The following is a 16,327-nucleotide window of genomic DNA, read 5'->3' on the forward strand; positions in this document are numbered from 1 at the left end:
CCAGCGCCGTGTTGCGCTGGTCCCGTTCCCTGCTCGTCTGGGTCTTCTCCTGCCAGAGAGCAGCGTTCGGCCCTCGGAACTCCTTGGGAGCGTGATCGGGGCAGCCGTGCCAGAAGCGACCGTCGACGAAGAGGCAACGCGGTACCGGGGAAGCACAAAGTCGGTCGTACGTCGTGGCGCCACCTTCCGCTGAGGCGGAACTTTAAGCCCAGCCCGTGCACTGCCTTCCTGAGCGCCCCCGGCCTTGGTATCCCTCACCCATCGGCCACGAAGATGCTCCCCTTCCGCGGTAGCGACCGGTCGGGGCGAGGGACCCCTGTGTCGGCAGCCCCAGCTGTTCCGGGACTGCCACGCTCACGCCGTCTCGTGGTCGAGGGCGAAGGGCACGGGGTGGAATCCTTGCTGCAGGGCACCTTCATAGACTTCCATCGCCTGCCTGGCCTGGGCCCCGATGACCCGTCGTCCCTGGGACAGACGCTGTGCGACACGGTCGGCGAGCTGCCTGTCGACGGAGCGCAGGAACCGGCCTTCGCGGGCCCAGTCCGCGAGAGCCCGCCACTCCTCGCTGGGGATGTCCTCGACGGCGGCTTCGGCCTCGTCGGACTCGGTGCTCTCGGGAGAGGCGATCTCGAAGGGCTCGGCCGTGAGCTCGGCAGCCAGCGCGTCGGGGAGTGTCCACGGGATGCGGGACACCTCATCCCAGCAGTCGGGTTTCTTCGCCCACTCCGACACGTGCCTGTCGCCGGAGATCACCGTCTCCATGACCAAGGGACAGAGTCCGTCGAGGGCGTCCCTCAGGGCGTCCGTGGTGCCCTGCTCGCTCCAGATCCTGTCGAGGTCGATCCTCTTCTCGGCTGCGAGCGAGAGCCGGGCGACTGTGTACGTTGTGATCAGCCGTTTGTGGCTGCCGGCAGAGTGCACGCGGGCAATCCGATCGGCGGCCTGGAACAGGATGGCGGTGGCTATGGCGCGCTTGCAGTACTGCACGTCAACGACGGGATCGGACTTCTCGATCCGCTCCATGAAGTGGGCGAAGTTCTTCTGGGCACCCCGACTCACCCAGTACGGGAGCTGCTCCCATGAGTGCACGAAGGTAGCCAGGTCGGACTTGCTGAATCTTTGCCCACTTGGCGTGATCAGCTTGAACTTGCGCTGGGCGGCGCGGGTCTCGTACTCGGCGGACTTGTCGGTGTACTGGCCCCGTGCCCGCTCGTAGAACCATCGCGTTTCCTGACCGCTACCGTCGGTCGAAGGAGCCCACAGGCTGCGAGAGACACGCTCAAAGGCGACGTGGAACTCGTGGTTCGAGCTGAAGTCGACCAACGTCACCTTGTTCTGGGTGTTGGAGTACCGGGAGATCCTCGGAACGATCTCGGACAGGTACGCGGGATCGACGATCGTGAGTTTCATCTGCACATGGACCCCATCCAAGTCCCGCTTGTCGCGAGTCAGGACGTGGTGCAGAGATGCGGTGGTCTGGCCGCCGTTGACGATCTGGAGGCCGGTCATGCTCCTAATGGCGACGGGACTGCCGGCCTCGTCGATCTCGAAGTCCACGTCCGAGGCGGTGGCGGTCACGCCGTTGTTGTACGCGAGGAAGCGGCCCGGAGCGTTCAGCAAGGTGTCGCGGATGCCCTTGTTCACAGCACCGCGGGTCTGGAGGAAGGAGCGGACGTTCAGTTCGAGCAACCTGGTCCGGTGCTCCTTGTACAGCTCAGCCAGCTGCCGACCGGGAATCACGGCTAGGACGACCGAGTAGTTCGGCTCGTCGCTGTGAGCCGCCAGACAGGGAAGAGGTCGCTCGAAGGTCACTTTGATGGGCTCGCCGATACTCCCGGAGGTCTCGTGCCTGTGGAGCCGAGCGAGGTCCCAGAGCTCGTGGGTGACGGTGATCCCCTCGAACTCCCTGGGCTCCGGGGCGCTAGTCGTGCTGACCCGGTTGCTGAGGAGGAAGAGGCGAATCTTCGGAACGTTCAGCAGCGCCTTCTCCACACCAACGCACATGTCGTGAACGTCGGTGTTGTCTTCCTGGTTGAGGCGGATGGCCTCGTGCTTGCCCAAGAACGCGAACAGCCTGCGGAAGAGCCTGTCGGACTCGGCCTTGGTCAACTTGCTGCTCAACGGGGTCAGGTTGAAGTCCGTGGTGTAGAGGTCGAGGCTGGACCCGTCCTCGGGCAGGCCGTAGCCGTAGATCTCCAGCCCCCGGGGGGTGGAGTGGTACGCGAGTGCGGCGTCTGTGGCGACACCGGCTTCCTCGAGGATCTCGAGTACGTGCTGGGTGAACGTGTTTGGGATCGAGCCGACCTCGGCGTCCGTCAGCGCCTGGATGTCCGCGACCAGCGCTCGTGAATACTCGTGGAGGTCGTGCTCAGCCATGGGTTCCTCGGATCAAGTCGACCAGTGTTTCGCCGGTCACGCTGTGGGTGGCGAGGGCCGACACATCGATGGTGTAGGTGCAGTTGCTGACCCCGACGGGCAGTTCGGCCTCAACGATCCGAGGGAAACCCTCCCCGACCGTCCAGAACTCACTGCGACGCAGGGTGTAGCGATCGTGGTCGTAAAGGTCCCGCTGGTTCGGCAGGTAGCCGGCCTGGACCAGCAGACCCTCGAAGCGCTGGGAGGCGGACGGCGAGGTCAGGCGGGCCCGTATCTCGTCCACCAAGGCGTTCAGAGTCATGCCGAGCCCCCGCTGCCGGTCGTCGAGGACGAATTGGGCCAGTGCGAGGGGCGTCGAGTCGGCCGTGTCCAGCTGCCGCTCGCTCACGATCTGGACCGTCCGGGGAGAGCGGGCCGTGGTCGCCTTCACCTCAACCGCGGCGCCGGGCAGCTGAAAGTCCTGGTTCGTCTGTCGTGGACCGGTCCAGGAGCTGACGGCTGAGTGCTGGTCGACAACCGTCAGCACGTACTCGAGGAGGAAGTGAAGTTCGCCGAAGAGGCCGCACCGGGCCTCTCGGGACAGTCCCGTGCGCGACACGGAACGCAGCAGCTGCTGCCACCGGACGTACCGGCGAACCGCGGCCTCCACCGCCGTCCCGGCCGTCGGCGCGTCCCGCACCACCTCTGCGATGTCGGAGACGAGCGGGGTGAACACCTCCCTGAGTTCGTCGTCGGTCAGCATGACCTGGAGCTCGTAGTGGTTGCCGGACACCGACGACATGTTCAGCTGCAGGCCACGGGTAGCCGGTAGTTCGTTGACCTCCTTACGTATGGTGTCGGCGGCCCTGGCGTCGGTGCCGAGCAGCAGCATCCGGCGGAGGGCAGGGTGCGTCACCGACACTTGGATGTCGTGCGGGGAGTCGGGGTGGAGCCGCCGGGTGGACCTACCCGGAGTCTGCTGGTGGGCCTCCAGCTCCTGCCACACGCTCTCGTCGATCACTCTTCGTCCTCGAAGTCGTCGAACTCCATGTCCTGCTTGAACCAGATGTCGTTCACCACGTACTCGGTCTTCAACTGCTGGTGCGAGAACGGGAAGCTGATGGCGAAGCCGACCAGCGGAGCGACCGGCTCGAGGTTCCCCGACGACTTGGCCACCTCGGCAGGGCTGAGGGGATAGAGCAGAAGCAATGGCTGGTCAGAGCGACGCTGGTGACGCAGAGGCCGACCGCGCGGGGTATCCGGATCGAGCGGTTCCCCCTTCCTGTTGAGCTTCCCCTTCGCGGCCTCCTTCGTTGCCTTGAGCGCACGGTCGAACTGTTCTTCGGTCAGGTCGAAGAGCTCGTCTGCGGGGCTGAGCACGCGCTTGATCGTGTGGCGGCCGGTAACGGCCTCCGATGACTTGGAGTGACTGCGTGTGATGAGGCCGACGGAATGCCCTGCGACCTCGACCGGCTCTCCCTCCGGCAGTCGGCTGGCGAGGCGGATCGTCCAGTTGCCCAGCTCACCCTGCCTGGCGCACTGACGTACGTACTCAGCGATGAAGGCCGGCCGCACCCGCTGGGCCTGCCGATCGGTAAGGTAGGAGTCAAGGAAACCCTCAGTGACGTCTGAGGCTGCGACACCACTCCAGGCGATGCTCCCGCTCCGCTCATCCACCTTCCCGGCGGAGAGCGCATCGAGGCGCGCAACGAACGACTCGAGGAGCTCGTAGTTGTTACGAACCACCTTCTCGGAGAGGTCGAAGATGGTCGTCTCGGGAAGCTCACCTGAGTAGCTGAGGCGGACACGCGTGCCCTGCCTCATCTTGTTGGAGGCCGTGATGCCGAGGCCGAGCGACGAGGTCCTGACCTTGAGACCGTACTCTCGGGGGGTGAGCCCCACCCCGGACATCTCCTCGACGTCGCGCCGGAGTTCGTCAGTGGCCGCAGTGATCTCGGCATACTGGCGCTGCAGCTTGCGTGTCGTGTACAGCCGGCACAAGTCCTCGTAGCGAGGGCGGTAGCCGAACCAGCGGCCCATCTGAAGCAGAGTGTCGTACGTCTTGGAGGCTCGCAGATAGTAGCTGACCGACAGCCCTTCGAGGGTCAGACCGCGGGATAGCTTCTCGCCCCCTACGGCAATGACCGACAGGCCGGTCTCCCGGCGCTCGTAGTACTGGAGAGCATCCTTCGCTGCACCGTTGACGGCCATGGTGGTGATCTTCGCGAGGGCAGCGTGGAGATGGCTCTCGACGTCCTCCCAGTCGAGCCTGCTCCCGGTCATCTCCTCTGTGCAGGGAACGAAGTCCTCCTCCCAGAGCTGCCGCAGCTCTTCCTCGAGTTCTTCGCGGGCACTGCTGAACCGGTCCTGGAGAACGTCGAAGAGCAGACGCACGTGAGCGTCGATCAGGTCCCGAACCTGCTGCTGCACGGCGGTGAAGCGAGTCACGTGCACCAACATGGAGTTGTGCACTGCGACCTGCCCGCGCGCTCGGCGGGCCGCACAGGTCAGGACGAAGGATCGGATGGCGCGCTGTAGCGACTCGGGCAGGAAATCGGGAACCTGATGGTAGGACTTGTGCTTGTCCGGCACCCAGAGGTCCGTGTCCTTGATGTGCCTTATGAGTGGCAGCGACTCGATGTCCTCCTCGTCGCCATCAGTCTGCAGACCGAAGAGACGCTCGGGGCCAAGGTAGTTGGACGGCGCGCGAAGGGTGCGGATGAAACTCTCGGGGAAGAGGTCGGGGCCCAGCTCGTCGTGGTCGGTATCGGGGTTTATGTAGATGTTCGCAAAGGGGGTCGCGGTGTAGCCGACGTAGGACGCCTTCGTGAAGCTGTTGACCAACCGCCTGATGGACTTGTTGATCGCTGACGGCTTGGTGTCGGGGTCCTTGGAGGTGTTCACCCCGGCGTTGTCAGCCTCGTCGTCAATAACGAACAAGGGAAGGTCGGGAACGACCATCCGGCCGGTCTCCGGATCCTCCACGCCGTGGTTGTCGATCACCCAGTCACGCAGGTTGTCGACGATCCGACGGTTCTTCTTGACCACGAGGACCACCGGAACGCTGCCCACCGGGACATTCGCGGAGACCGCAGTCTTCCGGGAGAAGTCCCCCTTCTCGTGGCTGGTGGTGAGCGACGCGGCCTTCAGACGCTTGCCGTGCGACATCGCGCCGACACCTATATGACGATGCGCGTCGTCGTCCGAGCGGAACTGGTACTGGGTGTCGAACCCGAGGAGCCCCTCGTCGATACGGAGCTGAGTCTGGCTGCGCAGGTCATTGTGGATCCCTGCGAACACCACGATGAGCCTGTAGCCGGCATCGGCTGCCTTCGCAGCGAGCCCGATGAACTGCCCAGTCTTGCCAGACTGGACCTGACCGATCACGAGCCCGGTCCGGCGCCAGGTGCCTTCCCGCTGAGGGTCTTCCAGCTCACCAAGAACGTCGTCGGTGCTCTGGTCGAGACGGCGCACGACCTGCGTCGGGAGCTTGGAGACGCTCAGGAGGTAGCGCCGGTAGCGGTCCCAGAAGTCCCATTTCCGGTCGGCCTTCGCGTCGGCGAGCCAGGGCACGTGCCCCTCGTCGTTCTTCATCGCGGAGGAATCGGCCTGGAACACGGAAGCCCGGGCCTCGAGCACCTTCCGCACCTGATCCCGCTCCACGGTGATCCCCTGGGCAGCGAGGATGCTGACCGCGGTGTTCACCGCGAAGTCCACCTCGGCCGGCGTTGCAAGGCGTTCACCTGGCAGGAGCAGCACCGCGGTCTGCTCGGCCTTCTCGAGACTGTCTTCGGGGGTGGTGCTCACAGCGACCTCCAGCGGCCGGGTCGGTTCGGAGTGGGGACTACCAGGTGGGTCAGGAGTTCCAGAAGCCTTGTTGCTCGTCGAAGGGAGGCATGGAGGTGAGTACTTCCCTGGCGTCTTCAGGGGAGCGGCCCTGCCCTAGGAGTGCTTCGTACACCTGGCGGGCGACGTCGATGGTCTCCGGAGCGGCTGGCCCCGGGCCGCCGAAGGGTTCAGGGTCATCGACCGTGTCGGTCTCGTGGAGCATGCGGAGCGCCGTGACTGGGACCGTCTCCTCAAGGAGACGGAGCATCGTGCGGACGACGTCCGGGGTGCCGCCCGGGTCGTGCAGCGCTGCCTTCACCAAAGGGTGCTTTCTGTTGATACGCAGGAGGATGCGGCCGTCCTGACGCTTCACGTTCCAGGCGAACTTCAGCGGGTCACCGTGCGCCCGCGACACCACCTGACCACGCTGTCGTGCGGAACGGGAGGCCGCCTCGCGGGTGTACCTGGCGATCCTCTCCAGGTGACGACGTAAGGAGACAGGAGGAACCACGCTCGCCTTGCGCACGTCCACGCCCCAGTCGACGTCAGCCTCCGCAGGGATGTCCACAGCGATCCGCGCGAGGTTGTACTTCTCCTCGCGCCGCAGGCCACGTATCCCCAGCCAGTCACCGGACAGGATCAGGCGGTCACGGCGGTAGACGTAGAACCCCTGCTGCCCCAGCCATCCGCTGAGGCCGGCAGCCGACTCGTACTCGTCCTCCGAGAGACGCTGTGCCGTGGGGAGGACGAAGGGCTCCACTCGCACCGACTTCGAACCAAGTGGCAGGGGCTCCCAGGGGATCCGCTGTACCGACGGGTGCGTGGACAGGAACGGGTCCCACGGGGAGACGTCGAAGCCGCGAACTCGGATCCGGCACCGGGCAGGGGGCTGCAGGAAACGGGCGAAGACCATCGAGAGGTGGGCTTCGGTACGCTCCGCCTCCGCATAGAACTCGGTCTGCGTCCTTTCGTCGTCGCTGGTCACTGGCGAGTTGTGGTAGCCAGAGAGCTGCTCCCACAGGACGACGGTTCCATGCTGCGTGCTTCCCGCAATCCGGCGTAGGAGAGCCATGGTCGTATCGCCGGGGTCACGGAGAAGCCGCCACTCCTTGTAGTGCTCCACCACACCGAGGTCCCATGTCCGAATGTGCCAGACCCCGTCCCTGACCGTGGCAACGGTGAGCTTGCGGCACTGGGAGAAGGAGGCGGACTTCAGCCCCACTCCGAAACGGCCGAGATCCGTGGCACTCCGCTCGGCGGACGGGCCTCGCGCCGCCACCGTCATGGCGGTCACCAGATCGTGCTCCGTCATCCCCCTGCCGTCGTCCGTCACAGCGATCCAGGAGCTGTGTCCGTCCCAGGTGAAATCGACGTCGATGTTCTTGGCCTCTGCCGAGACGCTGTTGTCCACGAGATCTGCGACGGCAGCGGGAAGCGAGTAGCCGAGTGAACTGAGCGACGCCACCATGCCAGCAGGGTCGGGAGCGGCGACATCAAAGTCCATCTTCACGCTCCGTACCCGGTGCGCCCGGTCAGTCCTGTGCGGTCGATTCATCTGTGCGCTCCGCAGAGCGGCATGTGGCAGGACTTGTCGGGCCTTGTGTGATGAGTACGCTGCCACTCGTCACGCGCCAGCCGATTCCCCCCGTTTGGAGCATGGTACCGAAAGGCGCTTCTCGGGTGTAGGCGATCTCTGTGGAGGGCGTCCGCCAGCTTCGCTGCATGACGCTGAGCCAGCTGGGGTGGCCTAGAGATGCTGCTCAGATAGAACAAGCAGCAACGGGACAGCAACTGACCTGGGGTCTGATGCAGGTTCGGGTGACAGGTTCGGTCACGCGGCCTGGAGGGCCGACGTGGTCATGACGGTCTCGAATTCGAGGGTGTCAGTCGGCCGAGCGACGTTTGTCTGCGGCGTCGGTGGTAGGTCCGCTCGATCCAGGTCACGATCGCGATCCGGAGTTCTTCGCGGGTGGCCCAGAGCCGGCGATCGAGGACGTTCTTCTGCAGCAGGCTGAAGAAGGACTCCATGGCCGCGTTGTCGCCGGCAGCTCCGACCCTCCCTATCGATCCGGCCATCCGGTGGCGGTCGAGCGCCCGGACGAACTTCCGGGAGCGGAACTGCGATCCGCGATCGCTGTGCAGAATGCAGCCGTCGACGCCTCCACGCCGGGCCACGGCATTCTCCAGGGCGGCCACAGCCAGGCGGGACTTCATCCGCGCATCGATGGAGTAGCCCACGATCCTGTTGCTGAAGGCGTCCTTGATCGCGCAGAGGTAGAGCTTGCCTTCGCCAGTGGCGTGCTCGGTGATGTCGGCAAGCCACAGCCGGTTCGCACAGGTTGCGGTGAAGTCACGGCGGACGAGGTCGTCGTGCACCGGCGGGCCAGCCTTCTTGCCCCTGCCGCGCTTCTTGCCGAACACGCTCCACCAGCGGTTGTCCCGGCAGATCCGCCACGCGGTCCGGTCCGCCATCACGGCCCCGGCGCCCCGCGCTTCGTCGACCAGAAAGCGGTAGCCGAACTCCGGGTCGTCACGGTGCGCGTCGTACAGCGCGTTCGCGCGATACGCCTCCTCCAGCACGGCACCGGTCACCGGCTGGTCCAGCCAGCGGTAGTAGGGCTGCCTGGCGAGCTTCAGCACCCGGCACGCAACCGTGACGGGCACCCCGTCCCCGGCCAGCTCCTTCACGAGCGGGTAGATCCTTTTCCCGGCAGATGGGCCTGCGACAGATAGGCCGCAGCCCGCCGCAGGACCTCGTTCTCCTGCTCCAGCAGCTTGATCCGCCGACGCGCTTGCCGAAGCTCTGCGCTCTCCTGGCTGGTCGTTCCGGGCTTGCTCCCGTCGTCGATGTCCGCGCGACGCATCCACTTCCACAACGTCATCGGATGGACTCCGAAGTCAGTGGCCACCTGCTCGACCGTCACACCCGACCCGCGATTCCTCGCGACCCGCACGACGTTCTGACGGAACTCCTCCGAATAAGGCTTGGGCACAGCGACATCCTTCCCACCTGCCCCACAGGGCAAGCCAGTTCAGATGGCACCCGATCGTGCATCAGACCCAGTCCACCAGCGGCACTAGCGGCTCGGTAGTCGCCATCAGCTACGTGACGTTCGAGCCAGGTAGCCTCCCAGCTGCCCGTTCCCGTACGACGCGGTCTGTGCTCAGTGCGGCGTCGGCGAGCAGGTGGATGCGCCAGTACAGATGGAGTCGGCCTTCGGCTGTGGCGCCGGGCTGACTGGCGAGAGCGAATACGGGCGTGGGGTCGTCGAGGCCGAGACGTACGGCGAGGCGAGCAAGGTCGGACCGCTGATCGCCGAAGATGGCCAGCTCCCAGTCGATGAGCAGACGGGAACCCGCGGGTTCCCGAAGGAGGTGGCCCGGCTGCAGGTCGTGATGGAGCAGCACTGGCTGGATGGCGTTGTCGCTGGCGTCGACTTCTTGGTGGAGGAGTCGGGCCACGGCGCGTAGGGACGGGGCGGATGCCGCGTACATGCGCAGGCGGTCGTGGAGGTAGTCGGTCCAGCTGTGGTGCTGTCGAGCGCCGGCGAGGCGGCCGAAGTGTGTGCCGGGGATGCGGTGGATGGCGGCCAGCGGTTCGGTGAGGTCTACCAGGAACCGGTCGATGGGCACAGGCTTCGCGTGTAGTGCGGCCTGTGCGGTCCATGAAGGGGTGCTGCTGCCGCTGGACGCGGCGAGCAGCTGTGGGCATGGGGCACGGTGGCTGGTCAGGAGCCGGAGAGCGGCGGCTTCGTTGGCGGCGCGGCTCGGGTCGCCGTAGTGCTTGAGGATGTACTGCGTCGGTCCTTCCACCGACCAGACCCGGTTGGCCTGGCCGGTGGTGATCTCGCGGGCGCTTGGTGGGACGCGGCCGTCGATACCGTCCATAGCGCTGTCAGGCGACATCGCCGAGGTAGGTGCCGGGGGGCTTGGGCGTCTCCGTGAGGGAGGCGATTGGCTGGCGGATGGCCTGCGGCAGCAGGTTGAGGGCAGGGACCTTGCCCAGCGGTACCCACTCCAGGCCGGTCTGCACCTCGTCCTGGGCATGGCCGCCGAGCTTGCCGGGATCGCTGGTGGGGGTGCACAGGAAGATCGCTTCGATGCGGTGGGTGTCGGCTTCGCTTTCGGGGTGGTCGTGGTTGGCGCCGATGTATTCACGGAGCCACAGCAGCCGCTCGACGGTGACGCTCAGGCCGGTTTCCTCGTCGACTTCGCGGGCGACGGCGTCGCCGAGACTCTCTCCGGGGTGTTGTCCGCCTCCAGGGAGGAAGTAACACTCCTGGTCCTCCCAGACGGCACGCATGAGGAGGATCTGGTCGTCATGGAGGACAACGGCTTTGGCAGAGGTACGAATTTCGGGGGTGGCGAATTCAGTCACTTGCTGGTCCAACTTCCTGATGCGGATTGGGTGGTGCTTCAGCGCTCAGTCTTGCCGAAGGTGGTCGCGTGTCCGGTGATGCGGCGGAAGATCATCCACCAGGGGCCGACGAGACGGATGAACGGTTGGGCGGGACTGCTTGCGATCAACCCTGCTCGGCGGCCACGTGTAGGGCATGGGGCAGCAGCGATGCGACCGGTTGGGGGTACGACCGCGGCATGGAGGGCAGGGGCCAGCCCGATGAGTCGGGCGGTCAGGACGGGGCCATGCAGCATGACGCCCGTGAGGGCAAGCGCGGACCACAGCGGACCGGCCCACCAGGCGGAGACGATCGCGGCGGCGATCAGCGGGGCGCCAGCAACCCAGGCGGCCTCGTCGCTCCATTCCCGGAATACCAAGAGCGCCTTACCGATGCGAGTGAGAGCGCTTGGCAGGTGAGCGACGGCCTTCGCATGGCGGTCCGGTCGGGCTGACGTGTGGAAGGCGAGGGCGTGGAGGTTGGTCAGGCCGTGTGGCTCGGTATAGAGCTCGTCCAGGACGGCGACGGGGGCGGGTGCGATGTCGGCACCGAGGAGGGAGAGGCGGTGGCCGGTGCCGAGATCCTCCATCGGTTCGGGGAAGCCACCGAGGGTACGCACGGTCGGCAGGTGGACGGTCATGCCACAGCCGACGCCGTAGATCATGGGCCGCAGCAGCGTCCTTACGAGGCGCGGGACTTGGGTGGTGGTGAGCCAGTGCGTCAGGCGGATTCGGGCGAGTTCGATGCCGAGTGAGCGGCGGAGCTGGTACAGCCATTCCCCCGCCAGAAACAAGCCGGTGCCGCCAGACGGAAAGGGACGGCGGCCGAGCAGTGGCAGTCGCTGCTGCTGGATCAGAGCCGGCGGCCGGCCGGTGAGCGCCCTGTGGCGAGTAGCCGTCTCGGCGAAGGCGGTCAGCGTACGGACGTCCGGGATGGCGTCGGCGTCGTAAACGCAGAGAAAGGTGTTGTCCACGTCGTTCTCGTCGTGCCAGCCGAGGGGGCCGAGGATCTCGCCGAGGCGGTCGACGGCATGGTTGAGCTGTCCGGCCTTGCGGCCGCCGGTGTCAGGTTGGTGCAGGTGTACCAGACGCAGTCCGACGGCTCGCTGGTTTTGGGCAAGGGCGGCGACAGCTTCGCGTGTCGTGGGCTCTGAGTCGTACAGCTCGGCGAGAAGGGGGAGGCGCTTCTCCCTGGGCGCGGCGTTGACCTCGTCAGCGACGTCGCCGCAGCGGGCGCGGGGGAATGCCCCGCGCAGTTGCGCCTCGGTGAGGCAGCTGGTGTCCGCCAGTGCCCGAAGGCGACCACGGTCGCGCCGACGGGCGTTCTCTTCTCGTTCGGTGGTGATGGCGACGACCACTGCACGTTCTCGTGGGTAGTCGAGGGCCGTGAAGGCGGCGATCGTCTCGGGGGCAAGGGTTTGCTCGCGGAGCATGGGCAGCAGGACCACCAGCCACGGCCGGTCCTCGTCGGTCGAGACGGGGTCTCGGCGTGCGTTGCCCAGCAGCCAACGGGCGCAGAGTTCGACTGCGACGAGTGCCCAGAGCCCGCGGGCCAGCAGGAGCACGAGCAGGACGGGAACGGCGTAGTGGAGCCACAGGTCGGCCAGCATCATCGTTCGTCCTCCAGCAGGCGGTAGACGGAGCGAACTTGATCGGCGATGCGCGGCCAGGCGAAGAGCTCGGCGCGCTCCCGGGCCGCGGCACGTCGTGCAGCGTGGGCTGCGGTTCCGAGTTCGCCGATGAGGGTTTCGACGGCTTCGGCGGCGGCAGCTGCGTCACTGGGCGGTGTGAGCGAGGCGGCCGAGCCGTGGCCCGTGTAGTACGAGATGCCTCCGGTGTCGGTGGCGACTACCGGGGTTCCGCAGGCCAGGGCTTCCAGGAGGGCATTGTTGGCGGTCGCGTCCGTCAGGGGGAGGAAGACGGCCGTGGCCTGGCGGTAGAGCTGGGTGAGGGTGAGTTCGCTGATTCCTTCCAGCACGCGCACGGCCGGGTGCCAGGTGCGCCGGTCGGCCTGACGGGTGACGACGGCGAGCTCGATGTCGTTGCCGTGCCGTCGATGGAGCTGGTCGTGGACCGTGTCCAGGACGTCCCAATCGCGCAGCCACCAGCCCACAGTCAGGATCAATGGTCGGCCGCCGGGCTTCGGGACTCCTGACGGCGCGAAGGCGGCGGTGTCGATGCCGTGCGGGATCAGGTGCACGCGCTCCTCGGACAGGTGGTTGGCAAAGAAAGCCAGCTGGTCGGGGGCGAGGGCGATGATCTGGCTTGCGTGGGCGGCGAGCCGCCGCCAGTTCGTGGTCGGCATGAAGCGGGCCAGGTGTGCGGGTGGCTGGTGATAGGTGACGGCGGTCGGGCCCGGTCGGTGGCGGGAGAACCAGAACTGTTCGTCGCCGTAGAGGATGTGGGCGGGCCCGCGTCTGGCGAGGACGCGTGCATCCGTGGCGAAGTGTTCGGCTGGGTAGAACGGCAGGGGGCAGCGGCGGCGAAGCCAGTGATGGGCGGCAGTGGCGATCTTCTGGCAGGTGATTCCCCGTGGCGGGGTGATGCGCGCGGCTTCCGGCAGGTAGTCAAGGAGTCGGTCGTAGCCCCCATGGTGGCTGTGCCAGGGGACGCGGACGGCCGAGGCGATCACGGTGTGCGGCACGGTGCCAGCGCCCTCGCGGCTGGGGGCAGCAGACTCATGGCTCGGAGTGCCGGCGCAACTGCCGTGGATCTGGTGAGGTGCAGCACGGGCAGCTCATGGGGCTTGCTGGGGCCGAGGTGGTGGTGCCAGCGACGGCGGTGCTGGCGGTGATGGGCCGGGCCCCAGAGGAGAATCGAGTCCCGGGCGAACAGATGCCGGAAGGTCTCCCGGTTGCCGGCGAACAGCTCCTCACCACGGGCAGCTCGCCGTAATGAGCGCTTGAGCAGTCGGGACAGGCAGGTGCGCAGGGGGAGGTCGAGCCAGATCGCCAGCTCGGCGTGCCTCAGAAGCGTCTCGCCGACAGGCCCGCTGTAGTTGCCGTCGGCGATCCAGGTCTCTGCGCCGAGCGCTTCCCTGACCCGGTTCTGGAAGGTCACGGCGTCGACGGGTGTCCAGCCGGCTCCCCAGAACAGGTTGTCGAGGTCCAGGTGAGGCAGTCCCGTGTGACCGGCGATCTCGGCGGCGATGGTCGATTTTCCAGAGGCCACGGGACCTACAACAGCGATGCGCTTCGGGATCACGAGAGCCTCCTGGCAACGGTGTCGGCGAGGCGTTCCAGCAAGTGGGGAGTACGCACACCGGCGGTGACCCTGAACACCGGGACTTTCGTGGCCAGGTCGTCCAGCACCTGACCGGCCTGAGCGCGCAGTCCCTCCACCGACCGGCCCCGACAGACGAACCATGGGTGAAGCCAGTCCTCGTCGTCCGGGGTACAGCACGCGGCGGCCAGCTCGGCACGGGCGGTTTCGCCGTGCAGCCCCTGGATGCTGAGCGGGGTGTCATCGTCGCGAAGCCGTGGCAGAAGCACGAGGCGCAGTGGAACGCCCTCGCGGACCTGGGCTGCGAAGGCGGCGGCGAAATCCCGCGGCGTGCAGCTCGCCTTCTGATCCGTACCGAACGTGCGAGGGAGCACCCGGTGCGGTGGCAGGGCCTCGCGCGGCGTCAGAGCCGACAGTGTGCCTCCCGCGATGCGGATGGACAGTGGGACACCGATGACGTCGGCCGCGTTCTGCGTGAGCATCGCGCGATCGGAGGCCACCAGGTCCGCTCGGCGGTGGCAGGCGAGAGCGGCGAGCACGGTGGTCTTGCCGGCTGTGGTGGGTCCGGCGATGAGCACCCCGTTTCCGTCGATGGACGCCGCGGCGGCATGGAACGCGGTCCAGCCACGGTCTTCGCCGCACCGCATCACGACTTCCCGGACGATGCGCAGCAGATAGCGCTCTCCACGATGTGCATCAGGGTGGAGGACGATGTGCAGGCGCCCGGTGGAGTCGTGCGCATAGAGATGGTCCTGGGACAGGTGCGAGCGGGGATGGGGGTGCCACCAGTCCACGTCACCCACGCGCGACCGCAGGTACGGCTCGCCGCGGAACGGCTCGACGCACCGGCTTTGCACCGTCTGGAGGCGGGCGGACCGGTCTACGAACAGCTCACGGTTGTGGCGGATACGGATGCTGGTCAGCCGACCACAGGGTGGAGCCAGCGCGGCCTCGGGGACGAAGCTGTGCAGGTGAGTGCGCTGTTCGACGGCGAAGTCCTGGTCCACCTCGACATCGAAGACGTGTCCGGCGAAGGTGACCGACGTCGTCGTGGTGGTGGTCATGAGCGACTCCCCGCGGGAACCGCGTCCTGGCTGCTGAGAAGCTCCTCGGTGGCGCCCGTGACCAGGCGGCGTGCGATATCGACGCCCATCTTCACCGCGTGGTCCATGTTGCCGATCTCGTACCGCCAGGTGCCGAACCGGCCGCGAGGGTAGATCGCTTGGCCTTCCAGCCACGGCACCGTCAACGCCAGCGCCTCGTCCCGGTCCAACGTGGGGATCGGGTAGGCGTACGGGATCATCTCCACATGGGCTGTGGCCAGCTCGGCCAGCCCGGGGACCAGGCGATGTCGCCGCAGCGCAGCATCGGCGGCTTTCACCAGGGCACGCTGGTTGACACGAGGCCCGGGCATCACGGAGATCTCCGTCATCCATGAGCTGAAGGCGGTGGTGTCGGCGCCGGGGACGTTGCCAGGCGCGTACTTGCTGAAGTTGGTGGCGCGGTAGAACGGCGCGTCGTCCTCTGGGAAGTAGAACCATGACCGCTCGTCCAGGGTGGGGGCTCGATATCCGAGGCCGACCATGGCGACGGTGGTGTGCTTCAGCCGGCTGGCCGCCTCCCGTACGTCGGGTGGGCTCGTCGTCGTCATGGCGGCGAGTCGGTCCAATGGCAAGGTGGCCACGACCTGGTCGTAAGGCACCGCCTCACCGCTCTCCAGTCGCACGAGGCAGGCGCCCGGATCGATCGACGTGGCCGGGGCTCGGGTACGGACTCGGTTGCCAAGGCGGGCGCCCAGTCGTCGCCAGATCTCTCCAGTCCCCCCGACGGAGGGGAAGGCGAACGTGGAGTTCGGCCCCCACTTCGGTGCGGGGGCTTTGACGCCGTAGAAGGCTGCCAGGATCTCGTCGAGGTCGACCGGTGCCACTCGCTCCGCGACCCAGCCCGCGCTCATTCTCTCTGGTGAGATCGCCCAGACCTTGGTGTTGTACGGGGCGAAGAAGCGCTCGACGAGGCCGCTTCCGTACTGGGTCTGTAGCCACGTCGCGAAGTCGGTGTCGGTCGGCAGGGTCTGTTCGCGCTGTTGGCAGGCGTGGGTCAACGACACCAGGCATGCTTCGGCGTCGGCCTGCGGCAAGCAGTGGAGGTGCTGCTGGAAGGGGTAAGGCACCCAATGGTCGCGGAATCGGATGTACGAGGACCTGTCGTGGTGCAGCAGTTCATGCGGGGCGAAGAGCTCGCCCAGGAGCCGGTCGAACTCTCCGAAGTGGGAGAAGACCACGTGGCCACCCAGGTCCCAGGTGAAGCCGGCACGATCGACCACGGATGACGCCAGCCCCCCGACAGTGGGCGCCGCCTCCAGCAGGGTCCAGTTGCGGTGGCCGAGACGGTCCAGTTCGTTCGCGCATGCCAGTCCGCAGGGGCCGGCACCGAGGATGACGATCCGGCCGGATAAGGAATGTTGGGCTTTGGGCATGGATTCCGCCTTTCTGTATGGGCGTTCGTGATCGGTGTGAACAGGTCGCA

11 protein-coding genes and 1 pseudogene are annotated in these 16,327 nt (G+C 66.7%); all 12 read right to left on the reverse strand.

Annotated elements, in window-relative coordinates:
* Nucleotides 1-354: 354 nt before the first annotated feature.
* The 12 genes and pseudogenes from ACGFN2_RS04290 to ACGFN2_RS04345 all read right to left on the reverse strand — a co-directional run bounded on the left by ACGFN2_RS04290 (nt 355) and on the right by ACGFN2_RS04345 (nt 16,277).
* Nucleotides 355-2,376 carry an AIPR family protein gene (locus ACGFN2_RS04290; RefSeq protein WP_393357419.1) on the reverse strand — a complete coding sequence of 674 codons (2,022 nt, stop codon included), beginning with the start codon at nt 2,374-2,376 and terminating at the stop codon, nt 355-357.
* Nucleotides 2,369-3,376 (reverse strand): PD-(D/E)XK motif protein, encoded by a 1,008-nt coding sequence (locus ACGFN2_RS04295; protein ID WP_393357421.1) that lies wholly within the window; start codon nt 3,374-3,376, stop codon nt 2,369-2,371. The genes ACGFN2_RS04290 and ACGFN2_RS04295 overlap by 8 nt, the downstream gene beginning before the upstream one ends.
* A complete protein-coding gene (locus ACGFN2_RS04300; protein WP_393357423.1) occupies nt 3,373-6,162 on the reverse strand; it encodes a Z1 domain-containing protein in 2,790 nt (929 codons plus the stop codon). Before ACGFN2_RS04300 ends, ACGFN2_RS04295 begins: the two co-directional genes overlap by 4 nt.
* Before the next feature lie 49 nt (nt 6,163-6,211).
* Nucleotides 6,212-7,687, reverse strand: coding sequence for an ATP-binding protein (locus ACGFN2_RS04305; protein ID WP_393357425.1), 1,476 nt, complete (start codon nt 7,685-7,687; stop codon nt 6,212-6,214).
* A 327-nt stretch (nt 7,688-8,014) separates the two neighbouring features.
* A pseudogene (locus tag ACGFN2_RS04310) lies at nt 8,015-9,176 on the reverse strand (IS3 family transposase).
* Between the two features lie 109 nt (nt 9,177-9,285).
* Nucleotides 9,286-10,089, reverse strand: coding sequence for a phosphotransferase family protein (locus ACGFN2_RS04315; protein ID WP_393357427.1), 804 nt, complete (start codon nt 10,087-10,089; stop codon nt 9,286-9,288).
* Nucleotides 10,079-10,561, reverse strand: coding sequence for an NUDIX domain-containing protein (locus ACGFN2_RS04320; protein ID WP_393357429.1), 483 nt, complete (start codon nt 10,559-10,561; stop codon nt 10,079-10,081). The genes ACGFN2_RS04315 and ACGFN2_RS04320 overlap by 11 nt, the downstream gene beginning before the upstream one ends.
* Nucleotides 10,562-10,599: 38 nt before the next feature.
* Entirely contained in the window at nt 10,600-12,192 is a 1,593-nt protein-coding gene (locus tag ACGFN2_RS04325) for a hypothetical protein (protein WP_393357431.1), read from the reverse strand.
* Nucleotides 12,189-13,223 (reverse strand): glycosyltransferase family 4 protein, encoded by a 1,035-nt coding sequence (locus ACGFN2_RS04330; RefSeq protein WP_393357433.1) that lies wholly within the window; start codon nt 13,221-13,223, stop codon nt 12,189-12,191. Before ACGFN2_RS04330 ends, ACGFN2_RS04325 begins: the two co-directional genes overlap by 4 nt.
* On the reverse strand, nt 13,208-13,783 hold the full coding sequence (locus ACGFN2_RS04335; RefSeq protein ID WP_393357435.1) for a hypothetical protein: 576 nt from the start codon (nt 13,781-13,783) through the stop codon (nt 13,208-13,210). The genes ACGFN2_RS04330 and ACGFN2_RS04335 overlap by 16 nt, the downstream gene beginning before the upstream one ends.
* Nucleotides 13,780-14,865 carry a hypothetical protein gene (locus ACGFN2_RS04340; protein ID WP_393357437.1) on the reverse strand — a complete coding sequence of 362 codons (1,086 nt, stop codon included), beginning with the start codon at nt 14,863-14,865 and terminating at the stop codon, nt 13,780-13,782. Before ACGFN2_RS04340 ends, ACGFN2_RS04335 begins: the two co-directional genes overlap by 4 nt.
* Nucleotides 14,862-16,277 carry a protoporphyrinogen/coproporphyrinogen oxidase gene (locus ACGFN2_RS04345; protein ID WP_393357439.1) on the reverse strand — a complete coding sequence of 472 codons (1,416 nt, stop codon included), beginning with the start codon at nt 16,275-16,277 and terminating at the stop codon, nt 14,862-14,864. Before ACGFN2_RS04345 ends, ACGFN2_RS04340 begins: the two co-directional genes overlap by 4 nt.
* Between the last annotated feature and the right edge of the window lie 50 nt (nt 16,278-16,327).

Origin of the sequence: Streptomyces sp. NPDC048612, assembly GCF_043199295.1 — a bacterium.
GTDB lineage: Bacteria > Actinomycetota > Actinomycetes > Streptomycetales > Streptomycetaceae > Streptomyces.